This is a genomic window from Enterococcus sp. DIV2449a, assembly GCF_051711225.1.
Classification (GTDB): domain Bacteria; phylum Bacillota; class Bacilli; order Lactobacillales; family Enterococcaceae; genus Enterococcus_D; species Enterococcus_D casseliflavus.
Genome location: NZ_JBIOME010000001.1, coordinates 3,406,170 through 3,421,092, shown reverse-complemented (window position 1 = coordinate 3,421,092; position 14,923 = coordinate 3,406,170). Strand labels below are relative to the sequence as shown.

Annotated in this window: 15 protein-coding genes and 1 riboswitch; of the genes, 14 read left to right on the top strand and 1 reads right to left on the bottom strand. The window is 47.1% G+C overall.

Annotation, left to right across the window (positions count from 1 at the left end):
- Positions 1–120 precede the first annotated feature (120 nt).
- A riboswitch (TPP riboswitch) is annotated at positions 121–222 on the top strand.
- 52 nt (positions 223–274) lie between these two features.
- Positions 275–847, top strand: a complete 573-nt coding sequence (thiT, locus tag IGI76_RS16290) for an energy-coupled thiamine transporter ThiT (protein ID WP_015510621.1) — start codon at positions 275–277, stop codon at positions 845–847.
- Between the two features lie 55 nt (positions 848–902).
- Here the strand turns inward: thiT and IGI76_RS16285 are convergent, their stop codons facing one another.
- The gene (locus IGI76_RS16285; protein WP_081117081.1) at positions 903–1,691 is read right to left on the bottom strand and encodes a hypothetical protein; all 789 of its coding nucleotides are present in this window, start codon (positions 1,689–1,691) and stop codon (positions 903–905) included.
- 231 nt (positions 1,692–1,922) lie between these two features.
- Between IGI76_RS16285 and IGI76_RS16280 the strand changes: the two genes are divergently transcribed.
- From IGI76_RS16280 to pknB, 13 genes are all read left to right on the top strand, one after another.
- Positions 1,923–2,639 (top strand): class A sortase, encoded by a 717-nt coding sequence (locus tag IGI76_RS16280; RefSeq protein WP_005230283.1) that lies wholly within the window; start codon positions 1,923–1,925, stop codon positions 2,637–2,639.
- Between the two features lie 75 nt (positions 2,640–2,714).
- Positions 2,715–4,379, top strand: coding sequence for a patatin-like phospholipase family protein (locus IGI76_RS16275; protein ID WP_074536315.1), 1,665 nt, complete (start codon positions 2,715–2,717; stop codon positions 4,377–4,379).
- Positions 4,372–4,587 carry a YdbC family protein gene (locus IGI76_RS16270; RefSeq protein ID WP_005230288.1) on the top strand — a complete coding sequence of 72 codons (216 nt, stop codon included), beginning with the start codon at positions 4,372–4,374 and terminating at the stop codon, positions 4,585–4,587. The genes IGI76_RS16275 and IGI76_RS16270 overlap by 8 nt, the downstream gene beginning before the upstream one ends.
- A gap of 27 nt (positions 4,588–4,614) precedes the next feature.
- Positions 4,615–5,499, top strand: coding sequence for a YicC/YloC family endoribonuclease (locus IGI76_RS16265; RefSeq protein WP_194185561.1), 885 nt, complete (start codon positions 4,615–4,617; stop codon positions 5,497–5,499).
- Between the two features lie 13 nt (positions 5,500–5,512).
- Complete coding sequence (locus IGI76_RS16260; protein WP_005230307.1) at positions 5,513–5,794, top strand: hypothetical protein; 282 nt, start codon at positions 5,513–5,515, stop codon at positions 5,792–5,794.
- A gap of 124 nt (positions 5,795–5,918) precedes the next feature.
- The gene (gene gmk, locus IGI76_RS16255) at positions 5,919–6,533 is read left to right on the top strand and encodes a guanylate kinase (protein ID WP_005230308.1); all 615 of its coding nucleotides are present in this window, start codon (positions 5,919–5,921) and stop codon (positions 6,531–6,533) included.
- Positions 6,534–6,538: 5 nt separating this feature from the next.
- Positions 6,539–6,844, top strand: coding sequence for a DNA-directed RNA polymerase subunit omega (gene rpoZ / locus IGI76_RS16250; protein ID WP_194185560.1), 306 nt, complete (start codon positions 6,539–6,541; stop codon positions 6,842–6,844).
- Between the two features lie 128 nt (positions 6,845–6,972).
- Positions 6,973–9,375 carry a primosomal protein N' gene (gene priA, locus IGI76_RS16245; protein WP_194185559.1) on the top strand — a complete coding sequence of 801 codons (2,403 nt, stop codon included), beginning with the start codon at positions 6,973–6,975 and terminating at the stop codon, positions 9,373–9,375.
- 10 nt (positions 9,376–9,385) lie between these two features.
- Entirely contained in the window at positions 9,386–9,877 is a 492-nt protein-coding gene (gene def / locus IGI76_RS16240) for a peptide deformylase (protein ID WP_005230314.1), read from the top strand.
- Positions 9,870–10,823: a methionyl-tRNA formyltransferase gene (gene fmt, locus IGI76_RS16235; protein ID WP_010748863.1), complete on the top strand. Its 954-nt coding sequence runs from the start codon at positions 9,870–9,872 to the stop codon at positions 10,821–10,823. The genes def and fmt overlap by 8 nt, the downstream gene beginning before the upstream one ends.
- Positions 10,813–12,171, top strand: coding sequence for a 16S rRNA (cytosine(967)-C(5))-methyltransferase RsmB (gene rsmB, locus IGI76_RS16230; protein ID WP_438781725.1), 1,359 nt, complete (start codon positions 10,813–10,815; stop codon positions 12,169–12,171). Before fmt ends, rsmB begins: the two co-directional genes overlap by 11 nt.
- Before the next feature lie 14 nt (positions 12,172–12,185).
- Positions 12,186–12,926: a Stp1/IreP family PP2C-type Ser/Thr phosphatase gene (locus IGI76_RS16225; RefSeq protein WP_005230317.1), complete on the top strand. Its 741-nt coding sequence runs from the start codon at positions 12,186–12,188 to the stop codon at positions 12,924–12,926.
- Complete coding sequence (pknB, locus tag IGI76_RS16220) at positions 12,923–14,920, top strand: Stk1 family PASTA domain-containing Ser/Thr kinase (RefSeq protein WP_333718839.1); 1,998 nt, start codon at positions 12,923–12,925, stop codon at positions 14,918–14,920. Before IGI76_RS16225 ends, pknB begins: the two co-directional genes overlap by 4 nt.
- The last annotated feature ends 3 nt before the right edge of the window (positions 14,921–14,923 follow it).

The window sequence follows — 14,923 nt, the reverse complement described above, 5'->3', positions numbered from 1 at the left end:
TTTTTTCTGAGGAGTTTCAGGATGTTTTTAGAAAAAACGATCGCAGTCATGTTTCTTTTCACCAATTTATGGTATTCTTGAAAGTGACTTGCGAAATGCAAGCAAAAAATAAAATAGAATCTAATCACAAAGGGGAGTCTGCAAAGGCTGAGAATGAGAGTACTCTAAACCCTTCGTACCTGTTTCGATCATGCGAACGTAGGAATTGTGACGAGTTGAAGTGTCCAACACTTCTCCTTTGTGAATTGTGATGATTCTAAAGGAGGAGTTTTTTTTGAAACGAAAAATGTCGCTGCAGGTCTGGACGGAAGGAACGATGATCGCTGCAATTGGGGTCGTCTTGTCGTATATCCCGATCCAGACAGCCAATTCCAGTATCGACTTGTCTCTAGGTCTCGTGCCCTTGGTCTTGTATTCGTATCGTCGTGGGGTGCTGCCGGGAATGACAGCTGGATTTATGTGGGGCTTGCTGAATATCTTGATTGGTAGCGCCATGCGTAACTTTATCACCGTTCCACAGATTATCTTTGAATACCCCTTTGCCTTTGCTTTTGGCGGGATGGGCGGCTTGTTTGCTAATAAAATCCAGCAAGCGATCCGTCAAAACAGCAAAACCGTTACGTGGTATGTCGTCTTAGGGGGCATCGTGGCGGTGATCAGCCGTTGGTTTTGGCATTATTGGGCTGGGGTCTTTGTCTGGGGAATGTACGCACCGCCAGGACAAAGTCCGTATCTGTATTCCTTGATCTTTAATGGATCATCGGTCATTATCAATATCGTTTATGTAGGGGTCGTCCTAGGTCTCTTAGTCAAGGCAGCCCCGAAATTATTTGTCCCGAAAGCTTAGTTTTAGAAATGGAACCATCAAAAAATGTCTTGATGCTCTTTGAGAAAGAGAAGCATCAAGACATTTTTTTGTCGATAAAGCCAAACGCTAGATCTTCTTGGTCGATTTCCAACGACCAGCTTTTTTTGCTGGCTGAATAGCGTAAAACAGCGATTTGATCCAGCTCTTTTTGATTGACCAGCGTGTTTTTTAAGCCAGCATCTTCTGACAGATAGATCGGGACCGTATAGGTTCTGTCGATCAATTGTTCTTGTGTTAGACAAAAGACGATGCCTTCTTGCATGATTCCCCGCAATTCTTTCAGCAAATTAAAATCGAGCTTTTCCACCGGTGTTGCTTTTTTAAAAAAGGAGAGGCGATCATTGATTTTTTCTAAGACGATGCGGGTGATCCGATCCGCCAAGATCCGATAATATTCATCTAAATAGCGATAATAAACGCGGGAACGTGCATCTTTTAAGTCAAAGAAAACAAAGTTATTTTGCAGTTTGTAAAAGAAAGGGGAGTGGAGGTGTGTCTTCATGTGGCCAAAATATAACAACTCGGAGATCTCTAAAGGTGTCAATTCTTTGACCATCTCGTAATCATTAAAATCGATCCACTTCATTTCTTCGGCAACACGACCTTTGTTGATCTGCTGAAAAAACAGTTGGACGTCTTCCATTCCGCGTATCACTTTTAAGCCTGTATGACCGTCGAATTCGCCGAAATCACTGGAAGGATCAAGCAAGAGCAAATTCTTGGGCTGATGGACGATGCTCTTGTTAAAATCTTGGGGGGCAAGCCCGCGGGTCAAGACGGCATTGCTGGTTGTATCAATATGTACGTAAATCGTGTTAGACATGCCGATCGATCCCTCCTATATACTAAGTTCATTCTACAACAAAGCGCTGAAAATTGCTTGTATCTTTTCGTTTAAAGTTATATTACAAAATAACAGAAAAAACAATTTTTAAGTTCCCTTTTTCGACAAAAAAAGGCAAATCTTGTCTTTTCGTAAAAAAACTGGCCAAAATTGGCGTCTTTATGAGGATTTTGGTATGATAAAAGAAGAAACTAATGGAGACGAAAACCTATGAGAAAAAAGAAACGCAGACTTTCGAATTGGCTGAGCAATCTCTTTTTGCTTTTGCTGTTATTGATTGGTTTAGCATTGATTTTTAATAATCAAATCAAAAATTATTTTATTAAGCAAACAGGTGAAGCTTACGCAGTCGGCACCATTGATCGCAGTGATGTGGAAAAAAATATGGAAGCGGAAGCGACCTTTGATTTTGATGCCGTGGAGCCGGCGAGTTCAGAAGCAGTCTTACGGGCGCAGCTGAGCAACAAAGCCTTGCCAGTGATCGGCGGCGTGGCGGTTCCTAGTGTGGGGATCAATCTGCCGATTTTTAAAGGCTTGGCCAACGAGGCCTTGCTGTATGGTGCTGGTACGTTAAGTCCCACCCAAAAAATGGGGGAAGGCAATTACGCACTAGCCAGCCATCGCGCTCAATCGCCAGAGCTTTTGTTTACGCCATTGGATGATGTCGCCATCGGAGCGGCTATCTATGTGACCGATCTGGAAAATATTTACACGTATACCGCGACTTCTTCTGTGCGGGTCGACCCGACCGATGTCTATTTGCTTGACGAAGTGGAAGGCCGTAAAATGATCACGCTGATCACCTGTGGCGAAATGGGCGGTGTCACCCGTCGTGTGATCCAAGGTGATCTGGAATCTGTAACGCCTGTCGACGAAGCAACGGATGAGATGCTGGCGGCATTCAACATGGCACAACGAACATTTTAATCAAAAGAATAGCTCGAGTGGTACGGCAGCTGGCGTGTCATTCGTCTATTCTTTTTTGCTTGAGGAGGCGTCTTGATGAAAGTGAAAAAACTGACTTCGATCGATTTTCTTGCACAAAGGGCAGGATTTCAAGAAAGCCGACTCGTCTTTTCCTTTTTTGAGTCGCATTCAAAAGCGCGACGAGCCTTTCTAGCCGATATAGCGCAGCAGGGCTGGCAGATCGACAGCCGTTACGGACGTTTTTACCTTGCTGGGCAGTTTGATTTTGACCAAAAGACACTGACTATCACCAATCTGCTGGTGGAAGCAGCCGCCGATTTTACTTGGAAACAACTGCTAGCCGTGACAGAAAGCTTTGCTCGCAGTCGTTTTGTAGCAGCTGTCTCGTGGCAACTTCCTCATCGAACCCCCTTGGCTGAGTGGTTTATCCAGCAAGGGTATCAGGTGGTCCCTCAAGGGTATCAAAGAGCGCTAGCTTATCAGACGGCGCTGGTTTTAGGCGGTGGCGGTGCTCACGGGGCGTATCAAATTGGTGTTTGGCAAGCGCTGCAAGAACGGGGCATCACCTTTGAATGGATCACGGGAACTTCCGTCGGTGCCTTGAATGGCGCCTTGATTTTAATGAACGATGTGGAAGCGGCCGTCGATTTATGGGCAAATATCTCTAACGAGCAAGTATTGCACTATCCGCTTGCTTCGGTACGTGCCCAAACACTGCGAGATTTGATGAATCAAGCCAATTCGCTGGTCCGCGAAGCGGTCAAAAGCAACGGTGCCAGTACCGAACCGTTGGCAAAGCTTTTGCAAAAGACCTTTGATCAAGAAAAATTCAGCCAAACTGCTTGTCGCTTGCTGATCTGTACGACTCGTCTGCCCGATTTCAAGGAGACGGTTTATGCCTTTGATCCATCCGCAGTAGAGGAAAATCTGCATTGGTTGTTGGCATCCGCTTCATTTTATCCAGCGATGCAGGCGCAAAAAATTAACGACGCTTATTACATCGATGGCGGCTATCGCAACAACCTGCCCATCGATGTCGCTGTCCAGCAAGGGGCAACGGAATGTATCACTGTGGATGTCCAAGGACCTGGCATCAATAAAAGGACGGTTGTGACGGAAGAAACTGCGCAGCTTTCGTTGGGGTCTCCTTGGTCCTTAGGCAGCTTTTTGGTTTTTGATGCCCAGCGTTCGCTGGATAATATGACCTTAGGCTATTTGGAAACCTTGAAAGTGTTCGGCAAATACCAAGGCCATTGGTATACCTTTGAAAGGACGGTTGATTTTCAGCCGTTATGGCGGGGCTTTTTGAAAGAGCTGCGCCAGACAGACCCGCTGCTTTATCAGGAACTAAAGAAAAAAGAATTTTGGAAAAAAATGCGTAAATTCTATCAACAGGATGTGCCATTTGAGCAGTGGGGGCGTATACTGATAGAGTGTACCGCGAAAGTATTGTATCTAGCGCCTACAGTGATTTATGAGCAGGAAACGATTCTAACGGCTTTAGCTGAAAAAATTGCGCTAAAGGCAGTGGAAGAAGCCGATGCCTGGTCGATCACCGAGTGGCTGAGCTATTATCGCGACCGTTTTTTTGTCTTGTCCGAGCAAAATCGCTTTTTCTTTTTTTATCGGACGCAGCAATTGAATCTGCCCGCCCTTCAGCAGATTCGTCGGCGTTACCCGCTGACTGCTTTAATGGCAGCGTATAGTCACTATCTTTTGAAAGGAGCAGAAAATGGATAAATTTTCGTATGAAATCGTTGAAGAGATCGCCGTGCTTTCGGAAAATCAAAGAGGCTGGCGCAAAGAATTGAATTTGGTGAGCTGGAATGGGCGTCCGCCAAAATTTGATCTGAGAGATTGGGGCCCAGAGCACGAGAAGATGGGCAAAGGCGTGACCTTATCCAATGAAGAATTCGCAGAACTAAAAAAAGCCCTGCTTTCCATGTAAGAAAGCAAAACGGTGAGGAGTGATCAAATGAAAAGTATGACTGGTTTTGGCAAAGGCAGTGCAGAAACGCCAGATGTGCAGATCGAAATTGAGATCAAAAGTGTCAATCAGCGCTTTTTGGACCTGCAGCTGCGAATGCCCAAACAATTGAATCCTCTAGAAGGTGCTTTACGGCAGTCGATCAAGCAGACCCTCCAGCGAGGACGAATCGAATTGTATGTGACGTTAAAAGAAAAAAACATAAATACGAAACAGATCGAGATCCAATGGGACTTGCTGGAACGTTTCATGCAGGAGATCGATACCGAAGCCAAAGACCGTTTTGACCTAGCAGAGCTGCCAAAAGCAGCATTGCTGGAACAATTCCTGCTCCATGAGGCCTTCCTAACGATCTCTGATCAAGAGCCAGAAGAAAGCACCTTGGCCGATGGCGTGATGGAAGCATTAGATCAAGCGCTGGCAGCGATCGATCAAAGCCGCTGGGTGGAAGGGCAAGGTATTCTGCAGATCTTGCAAGAAAACCAGCGACAGCTGCAGGAAAAGCTGACAGAACTCAAACAATTCGTGGCCCTCTATGAGGCGGACTACCAAGAACGCTTTGAAAAGAAACTGACTGCTTATTTAGGGGAAGAAGTCGATCGCGATCGTTTACTGACAGAGTTGGCGATTTTATTAGAACGCGGCGATATCCACGAAGAACTGGATCGTTTAAGTATCCATTTAACGACGATGACGGAGCTGCTGGCAGCTGAGACACCGATAGGTCGAGAGCTGGATTTCTTGATCCAAGAGATGAACCGAGAAGTCAATACGATTGGCTCAAAATCAAGTCCGATCCAAATCAAAAACAGTGTCGTCCAAATGAAGACGATCATTGAAAAAATCAGAGAACAAGTTCAAAACATCGAGTAGGAGGAATGAACCAATGAAATATTACGATATCACCTTTCACGAACTAAGCGGAAAAAATGTCATCAAGCGCAGTATTCCTTCTGACAAAGAGAATTTCTCTGCGTGGGAAGATGCTTGCGTAGCCATCGAGCCAGATTTTCTCCATCTATTAGTTGATGGCGTAGCTGTTTCTTTAAATCGTCGGTACATCGTACGTATCGATTGCCAAGAAGTGACGGATCCTACTGAAAAAGCGATCACCGCTAAAGACGAATTGGCAGGGGTCATCAATACCTTAAGCAACATGGGCTTTTAAGAAAGCGGCCGAAGTGTAGACTAGCAATTTCATGAAATTCCCATTATAATAAAGTAGTTCTTGAAAGTTGCTGAAAAAAAGTGCAAAATAGACGTTAAGCAAATGTCAGTGAAAGGACGTCATTATGTCAGAGCGAGGATTACTTATAGTTTTATCAGGACCTTCCGGAGTAGGGAAAGGGACCGTGCGCAAAGCAATTTTTGAGAGTGACGACAACGATTTTCAATATTCCGTTTCAATGACCACTCGTCAAAAACGCGAGGGGGAAGTGGAAGGGGTCGATTACTATTTCCGCACGCGTGAAGAATTTGAAGCCTTGATCGAAGCCGGTGAAATGCTGGAATACGCCGAATATGTCGGCAATTATTATGGAACCCCATTATCTTATGTCCAACAGACACTGGATCAAGGAAAAGATGTGTTTTTAGAGATCGAAGTGCAAGGGGCAAAACAAGTAAAAGACAAAGTTCCCGATGGTGTGTTTATTTTTCTGACGCCACCTGATCTGGCAGAATTACGCTCTCGTATTACAGGAAGAGGAACCGACTCTGCCGAAGTGATCGATGAACGGATGCGTGTCGCCCGTGAAGAAATCGAAATGATGGCTTTATATGATTATGCCGTTGTCAATGATGAAGTACCTAAGGCAGTCCAACGAATTCGCGAAATTATTTCGAGTGAACATTTTCGCGTTGACCGAGTGATCGGAACCTATATCAAAATGTTAGAGGAGCTGTAAGAAATATGATGTTAAAACCTTCAATCGATTCTTTGTTGGATCGTGTCAATTCAAAATATTCATTAGTGATCTTAGCAAGCAAACGGGCGCATGAACTTGATGCCGGTGCGCAAGCAACACTAGAAAACTTTGATTCAGTGAAAAGCGTGGGTCAAGCACTTGAAGAAATCGAAGCGGAATTAGTCGTTAATGATCCGCATCCAGAAATCAAGCGTGCCCGCTTGAAAATGGAACAAGAAGAGCGCAACGCGCAAAAAGACCAAGAACAAAAAGAATTAGAAGCGCGTATCCGCGACGAACAAAAGCTATAGACAAAAGCAAGCTAGAGCACGCCTGTGTTCTGGCTTTTTCTTTTGAATGATGATGGTTAAATTTTTGTAAGGGGTACAGACAAACCCCCACCCATTTAGTAAAATAGAACCTAAAAGGAGGAGAAGAAATGGCGTACATAGCAGAAGTGATCGTGGATGTTCCCACGATGCAGACCGATCAGCCTTTTACCTATCTGATCCCATCAGAATTACAAGCCGCCATTGAGACAGGGATGCGGGTCGAAGTGCCATTTGGCAAGGGCGACCGCCATATCCAAGGGTTCGTCGTCGGCCTTTTAGAAGTTGCCGAACCGCAGCAGACCTTAAAACCAATCGTTCGTTTGTTGGATTTGTCGCCTGTCGTCAATGAAGAACTTCTCCAATTAGCCGACTACATGAAGGAAACGACCTTTGCCTTTAAGATCACTTGCTTGCAGACGATGCTGCCTAGTGTGATGAAAGCCGAGTACCAAAAGCAGATCGTTTTGCTGGAAGGAAATCATCCCATCAAAGAATATTTTCCCGAAAACGGCATCCTCAGCTGGCAAGACGCCGAAAGTGCCGGGCTGTTGCCGCAGTTGAAGCCTTTGCGGGAAGCCGCAGTAGTTGAATTGCAGTATCTCGTGAAAAATAAAAACAAAGCGAAAATGACCCGTTACATTGAACGCAAGATCGATCCAGCAGAAATCCCCGCCGTCCAGCAACAGCTGCGCAAAGGGGCCAAACGCAAGCTGGAAATCTTACAGATTTTGACAGAGGAAGCCCGCTTGCCGGTTTCCTTTTTTACCGAACAAGGGATTTCCACCGCGGCTTTGAACCAAGCGCAAGAAGCTGGTTGGCTGACGTTTACGGAAGTTGAAGCCTACCGTGATCCTTACAAAGACCGTCAATTTCAAAAAACGGTCCCGCTTGAATTAAATGAAGAACAGGCAGCTGCAGTAGCGCAAATCACTGCTTGTGCGGATAACCAAGAGGCACAGACTTTTTTACTGGAAGGGATCACCGGCAGTGGAAAAACAGAAGTCTATCTGCAAGCGATCGCCCAATTGCTGAAACAAGGCAAAACCGCGATCATGCTCGTGCCAGAGATCGCGTTGACCCCGCAAATGGTCGAACGCTTTAAAAGCCGTCTCGGCGACGCAGTGGCTGTTTTACACAGCGGCTTGTCCCAAGGTGAAAAATACGATGAATGGCGTAAGATCGAACGTGGGGAGGCGCAGGTGGTGGTTGGCGCCCGCTCGGCGATTTTTGCTCCGTTGAAAAACATCGGGGTCATCATCGTCGATGAGGAGCACGAAGCCTCCTATAAGCAAGATGAAGCCCCTCGTTACCATGCGAGAGATTTAGCGATTTGGCGCAGCCAGTACCATCACTGTCCAGTGGTGTTAGGCAGTGCGACGCCGTCATTGGAATCTCGTGCTCGGGCGCAAAAAGAAGTCTACCGCTTATTGAAATTGAATCAGCGGGCAAAAACCAGTGCGCAATTACCGCAGATCGAAGTCGTGGATATGCGTACCGAATTTGCCAATAAAAAGTATCAAACCTTTTCTCGTCCGTTACAGGAAAAAATTACAGACCGCTTGGCCCGCAAAGAACAGATCGTCTTGCTGCTGAATCGGCGCGGCTACTCTTCCTTCGTGATGTGCCGCGATTGCGGGTATGTTTTGCCTTGCCCAAATTGCGACATCTCCTTGACGCTGCATATGGATACCAAAACGATGCGTTGTCATTATTGCGGACATGAAGAACACATCCCCCATCGTTGCCCCAATTGCAATGCAGACAAGATTCGTTATTACGGAACGGGTACGCAAAAAGTGGAAGAAGAGTTGAAGGAACTGTTTCCCGAAGCGCGGGTCTTACGGATGGATGTCGATACCACCCGCAAAAAAGGCGCCCATGAAAAAATCTTGACCTTGTTTGGGGAGAAAAAAGCGGATATTTTGTTAGGGACTCAAATGATCGCCAAAGGCTTGGATTTCCCTGATATCACACTGGTAGGGGTCTTGAATGCCGATACCGCCTTGAATTTGCCAGATTTTCGTTCAAGTGAACGGACGTTCCAGCTGTTGACTCAGGTCAGTGGTCGGGCAGGTCGGGCGGAAAAAACCGGCGAAGTGGTGATCCAAACATTCAACCCTGAGCACTACGCCATCCAATTGGCGCAGTCGCAAGATTACGAAGATTTCTATCAAAAAGAGATGTGGATGCGGCACCAAAGCGGCTATCCACCGTATTATTTCACCGTCAAAATCACCTGCAGTCATCCCGAAGAGCAAGTCGCAGCTCAGAAGATGTTTGCGATCGCGCGGGATCTGCAGCAGGAGCTGTCACCGCAGAGTATTTTGTTGGGGCCGGCACCCAGTGCGATTTTGCGGGTGAAAAACCGTTATTACTACCAATTGATCATTAAATACAAAAATGAACCGCAGCTACCTGCTTTGTTGACCCGTCTGTTGGATCAAAGTCAAATCGATCAGCGCAAAGGATTGTACGTGTCGATTGACCAAGAGCCGTTGAATTTTATTTAGAGGAGAAAATATGCGTTATCCTATTATTATCACCCCCGATGAACGTCTTCGTCGGCAAGCAAAACCCGTCAAAGTTATTACCGATGAGCTCGTTCAGCTACTAGACGACCTCTATGAAACGATGGTCGCCCACGACGGGATCGGTATTGCCGCACCGCAAGTTGGCAAAAACCTGCAAGTGGCGATCGTGGAAGTCGAAGAAGACGACCGCTTTGAAATGATCAACCCTGAGATCATCGCTTCTTCTGGTGAATCCCTGGATGTGGAAGGCTGCTTGAGTATTCCCCACACCTTTGGGACCGTCAAACGAGCAGACGAGATCACTGTCCGCTATTTCGACCGAGAAGGAGAGGAAATGGAAGTGGAAGCATTCGGCTACTTGGCGCGTGCGATGCAGCATGAGATCGATCATTTAAATGGCGTGCTGTTTGTCGACAAGCTCGTCGAACGCATTCCTGAAGAAGACTTAGAAAAGTATATGGAGGAACATGAAAATGACTAAAATCGTCTTTATGGGTACCCCGGCGTTTTCCGTCCCAATTTTAGAAGGCTTGCTTGAAGCTGGCTATGAAGTGGCAGCAGTCGTGACCCAGCCGGATCGTCCCGTCGGTCGCAAAAAAACCATCACTCCGACCCCCGTTAAAGAAGCGGCGATGAAGCATGGCTTGTTGGTTTTACAACCAGAAAAAATCAGTGGGTCACCAGAAATGGAGCAGATTCAAGCTTTAGCACCTGACCTGCTGATCACGGCAGCTTTCGGCCAATTTTTACCTAGTGCGTTACTAGAAGTACCAAAGCATGGCGCTATCAACGTTCATGCGTCCCTACTGCCGAAATACCGTGGCGGAGCACCTGTGCATTATGCCATTATGGAAGGGGAGCAAGAAACGGGTGTAACCATCATGGAAATGATCAAAAAAATGGATGCTGGCGGTATTTTTGCTCAAGCTCGTTTGCCGATCACGGCCCAAGATGATGTGGGGACGATGTTTGATAAGTTGAGCCTATTAGGCAAAGACTTGCTGCTGGAAACTGTGCCGAAAATCTTGTCAGGAGAGCTGCAGCCTGTCCCGCAAGAAGAAGCAAAAGTCACCTTTTCACCAAATATCAGCCGTGAACAAGAAGCCATCGACTGGCAGAAAACGGCGGTGCAAATCGATGCCCAAGTCCGAGGCATGCGACCATGGCCGATCGCCTTTACGACACAAAATGGCAACCGCTGGAAACTTTGGCAAGTAACACCGCTGGAGCAAACGACGACAGCCCAGCCAGGAACGATCATTGAACGGACGAAAAAAACGTTGCTGATCGCTTGTGGGGAAGGCACGGTATTGGCTATCGATGAATTGCAGCCAGCTGGAAAAGGCCGACAAGACATTGCTGCATTCTTAAACGGCAGTGGACAACAGATTCAAAAAGGGGATCAGGTAGGTACCTATGAAGCGTAATCTTGGAGACATACAATATACAGTGCGTTTTGTGGCACTAGAAGCGTTGTTGCGAATCGAAAAAGGCGGCGCTTATTCCAATCTACTGCTGCGGGAAATGATGAATCAAGGGCGTTTAAATGACAAAGACGGTCGCTTATTGACTGAATTGGTGTACGGCACCATCAGTCGTCAGCTTTTATTGGATTATTATTTGGATCGTTTTATTAAAAATGCCCGCAAAGTTGACCCGTGGGTCAAAACGCTGCTGCGGCTTTCCTTGTATCAGATGCTGTATCTCGATAAAGTACCCGCCCATGCCATCATTCATGAAGCCGTGGATATTGCGAAAGCCAAAGGCAATCCGGGAACTGGAAAATTCGTCAATGGCGTCCTGCGCACGATCCAACGACAAGGAGTGCCAGACTTGGCATTGATCAAAGACCCAATGGAACGTTTAGCAACGGAAATCAGTTTGCCCCTGTGGCTAACGAAGAAACTAGTCAAACAAATTGGGATCGAAGAAACCAGTGAGCTGGGCTATGCCCTATTTGAACCCAATCATGCCAGTGGTCGTATCGATCTGCAGCGCATCTCGCAAGCAGCAGCGATCGAACGGCTGCAAGAAGAAGGCATCGACGCACGACCAAGTGAGCTTTCCCCCTATGGGGTTGTGGCTGACAAAGGCTTTATGGCGGGCTCGTCCCTCTACAAAGAAGGTTTACTGACGATCCAAGATGAAAGTTCGATGCTGGTTGCCCCCGTTTTACAAGTAGCCCGAGACCATCAAGTACTGGATGCCTGCGCAGCACCAGGAGGCAAAACGACCCATATCGCTGCCTTCTTGTCTGCCGCAGAGGGCGGTAAAGTGACAGCATTGGATATCCATGCCCATAAGGTTAAGCTGATTCAGCAAAATGCCCAACGTTTAGGCGTCGAAGCAGTTGTGGAGACCCGCGTGATGGATGCGCGGGAGACGGCTCAAACCTTTGCACCCGAACAATTTGATCGCATCTTAGTGGATGCCTCTTGTTCTGGATTAGGGTTGATGCGCCGTAAGCCGGACATCAAATACAGCAAGACGGAAGCCGATTTCCAACGCTTGCCGCAGATTCAGCGAGAGATTTTGGAAAGTGCCGCCCCAACCTTGAAAAAATCGGGTATAATGGTCTACAGCACATGCACGATTCTAGCGGAAGAAAATCAACAAGTCGTGGCAGCGTTTCTCGCTGACCATCCTGAATTTGAGCAAATGCCTCTTGCGGTAGGACCGCTGGCAGCCGAAGCGGTTCAAGAGGATATGTTGACGATCTATCCGCAAGATTTTATGACAGATGGCTTTTTTATCAGTTGTCTACGCAAAAAGTAACGAGGTGAAAGAAATTGGAGATTCGTTTTCAAACAGATGTCGGCAAACGTCGCAACACAAACCAAGATTTTGCAGCAACCTATGTAAATAAAGCCAATGTGACATTGGCCTTGCTTGCCGATGGCATGGGGGGCCACCGGGCCGGAGATGTCGCTAGCCGTCAAGCAGTCAGTGAGATCGGCACCGCTTGGGAACAGACAGAGCTGACAGACAGTGAAAAAACTGCCCAATGGCTGATCCAAAAAATCCAAGCGGAAAGCCAAGTGATTTTCCAAAAAGGACAAGAACAAGAAGAACTTAGCGGCATGGGTACCACGATCATTGCTGTGGCCTTATTAGGCGACCAGTTTACGATCGCCAATGTCGGTGACAGCCGTGCCTATCTTTTACGCAATCAAGTGCTGACTCAAATCACAGAGGACCATTCACTGGTCAATGAATTGGTGAAGTCGGGACAAATCACGGCAGAAATGGCCTTGAATCATCCTCGCAAAAACGTTTTGACCCGCTCGATCGGTATGCCAAGCGAAGTCGAAGTCGATGTGGCGATCCACTTTATTGCAGACGGGGATTATTTGCTGCTGTGTTCAGATGGATTGACCAACATGGTCTCAGATGAAGAGATCACAGCAACGATCCAAGAAACCCCTGTGCTGGAAGAAGCAGTGCAATCATTGATCGATCAAGCCAACGAACGCGGCGGTGTCGACAATATCACGGTATTATTGATTAAAGTTGGAGGAGAGCGCCCATGATCGAAATTGGGAAGAAGATAAACGGCCGATACAAAATCATCGGCAATATCGGCAGCGGCGGAATGGCAAATGTGTTTTTGGCGCATGACTTGATCTTAGACCGTGAAGTGGCAATCAAAGTGCTTCGTTTTGACTTCCAAAACGACCAAAGTGCGATTCGGCGCTTTCAACGAGAAGCCTTGGCGGCGACTGAGCTGGTTCATCCAAACATCGTAACCGTTTATGATGTCGGCGAAGAAGACGGCATGCAGTTTTTGGTGATGGAATATGTCAAAGGGATGGATCTCAAGCGCTATATCCAAACGCACTATCCCGTACCTTATTTGCAGATCGTTGATATCATCCAACAAATTTTATCAGCGGTGGCATTGGCCCATCAGCACCGCATCATTCACCGGGACCTAAAGCCCCAGAATGTGCTGATCAATGAAGACGGCGTGGTGAAAATCACCGATTTTGGGATCGCGATCGCCTTATCAGAAACATCAATCACCCAAACCAACTCGATGCTAGGCTCGGTGCATTATCTTTCACCAGAACAAGCACGAGGCAGTATGGCGACCAATCAATCAGATATTTATGCGATTGGGATTATCCTCTATGAAATTTTAACGGGCAAAGTACCCTTTGATGGCGAATCAGCCGTAACGATCGCCTTGAAACATTTCCAAGATGAGATCCCTTCGATTCGGATCTATGACAAAAATGTTCCGCAATCGCTGGAAAACGTCGTATTGAAGGCGACCGCCAAAGAACCGGCGGATCGGTACAAAACTGCCGATGAAATGCGAGCGGACCTTGATACCGTGTTGTCTCCTGACCGACTCAATGAACCGAGATGGGAACCTCATGCCCTGATAGATGAAACGAGAGTGCTGACTCCTGTGGAAGCAGCCCAAGTCGAAACGCCGCCAGTAGAAGAACCCGTAGAAGATAAGGTTGCGGATCAAGCTGAAGAACCAGCGCAGCCGAAAAAGAAAAAACGCAAACGGTGGCTGCTGCTGCCTATCATTATGGTGATCGCACTGCTAGGCATAGGCAGTTACTTCCTATTCGGCGGTGGTCGGGGAGATGTGGCAATTCCTGAAGTCAGTGGTCAGACAGAAGCAGCTGCCCGTGCCGAGCTGGAAGCTGCTGGTTTGCAAGTGGCAGACGAGGTAGAAGAAATCGAAGACGATGAAGTCGAAGCAGGCAATGTCGTCAAGACCGATCCGCCAGAAGGCAATGAAGTCAAAAAGAATTCCGTCGTGACTCTTTATATCAGCAGCGGAACCAAGAAAATCACTCTTGATGATTATGAAGGTCGTTCTTTCGATGATGTCAAAAAAGAATTGGTCGATTTGGGCTTTGATGAAGACAGAATCAAAGAAGAGTTAGAGTCGTCAGATGATGTCGACGAAGGAGATATTATCAGTCAATCACCAGCGGCTGGGCGGGAAGTTTCCCCGGCAGAAGACGAAATCACCTTTAAGGTCAGCTCCGGACCAGATAGCTTCGCAATGGACAACTATTATGGCATGACAGAGGCAGATGCACGAGCAGCATTGACTTCTCGTGGGGTAAGCCTCTCACAAATCAATGTCACTTACGAATCCAGTAGCCAACCGGAAGGTACGATCATTGGTCAAGCACCAGCGAGTGGCGAGTCCGTTGTGACTTCCAGAACCATCATTACATTAACTGTCAGCAGCGGGCAAGAAATGGTCAATGTACCAAGAATCGTTGGCAAAAGCCAAGCCGATGCAGAAGCAGATTTGAATGAAGCAGGATTGCAGTATACGATAGAACAAGAATCTGATTATAACGACTCTGTGCCTGCTGGAGAAGTAGTGCGCGTTAAGCCCGGAGCAGGTACTTCTGTAGCAGTAGGAAGTTCTGTTACCGTGACGGTTTCCAGAGGTCCTCGACCACAGGATTCTTCTTCGTCAAGCAGCTCATCCTCCTCAAGCAGCAGCTCGTCAACGAGTGAAAGTAGTTCAGAAAGTACGCAATAAGAC

Excerpts from the sequence above, each read along its gene's own strand:
- pknB (WP_333718839.1), top strand. The coding sequence starts at position 12,923 with ATGATCGAAATTGGGAAGAAGATAAACGGCCGATACAAAATCATCGGC.
- IGI76_RS16260 (WP_005230307.1), top strand. The coding sequence starts at position 5,513 with ATGAAATATTACGATATCACCTTTCACGAACTAAGCGGAAAAAATGTC.
- rpoZ (WP_194185560.1), top strand. The coding sequence starts at position 6,539 with ATGATGTTAAAACCTTCAATCGATTCTTTGTTGGATCGTGTCAATTCA.
- IGI76_RS16285 (WP_081117081.1), bottom strand. The coding sequence starts at position 1,691 with ATGTCTAACACGATTTACGTACATATTGATACAACCAGCAATGCCGTC.
- IGI76_RS16280 (WP_005230283.1), top strand. The coding sequence starts at position 1,923 with ATGAGAAAAAAGAAACGCAGACTTTCGAATTGGCTGAGCAATCTCTTT.
- IGI76_RS16265 (WP_194185561.1), top strand. The coding sequence starts at position 4,615 with ATGAAAAGTATGACTGGTTTTGGCAAAGGCAGTGCAGAAACGCCAGAT.
- gmk (WP_005230308.1), top strand. The coding sequence starts at position 5,919 with ATGTCAGAGCGAGGATTACTTATAGTTTTATCAGGACCTTCCGGAGTA.
- rsmB (WP_438781725.1), top strand. The coding sequence starts at position 10,813 with ATGAAGCGTAATCTTGGAGACATACAATATACAGTGCGTTTTGTGGCA.
- def (WP_005230314.1), top strand. The coding sequence starts at position 9,386 with ATGCGTTATCCTATTATTATCACCCCCGATGAACGTCTTCGTCGGCAA.
- IGI76_RS16270 (WP_005230288.1), top strand. The coding sequence starts at position 4,372 with ATGGATAAATTTTCGTATGAAATCGTTGAAGAGATCGCCGTGCTTTCG.
- priA (WP_194185559.1), top strand. The coding sequence starts at position 6,973 with ATGGCGTACATAGCAGAAGTGATCGTGGATGTTCCCACGATGCAGACC.
- IGI76_RS16275 (WP_074536315.1), top strand. The coding sequence starts at position 2,715 with ATGAAAGTGAAAAAACTGACTTCGATCGATTTTCTTGCACAAAGGGCA.
- fmt (WP_010748863.1), top strand. The coding sequence starts at position 9,870 with ATGACTAAAATCGTCTTTATGGGTACCCCGGCGTTTTCCGTCCCAATT.